Here is a 292-nt window from a genome sequence, read left to right on the forward strand (position 1 = left end):
CGCTCTGGATCTTGCCTTTGCTTTTAACACTCAAGCCGGCCGGGAGGCCGCTGTGCTCTTGCTTTTGATCTTGATCTGCGGGCCCCGTCAACCACGATGGCCGCAAGTAGGCACGGTGGAGCGGGTAAATCGGCAAGGATGCCGATTTAGCCGCGCCGGGCCATGGATGGCCCGTCGCGGCGGCCCGCGGAAGCGTGCCGGAGTGCGGGCATGCCGAGCCTAGGCGAGGCACCGAGTGGTGGGGCAAAGCGTTTTTTGGTTACTTTTTTAGGCGTTTGTAAAAAAGTGACCC

It is taken from the genome of Pseudomonas sp. Colony2, assembly GCF_019382755.1.
In the GTDB taxonomy this organism is placed as follows: Bacteria; Pseudomonadota; Gammaproteobacteria; order Pseudomonadales; family Pseudomonadaceae; genus Aquipseudomonas.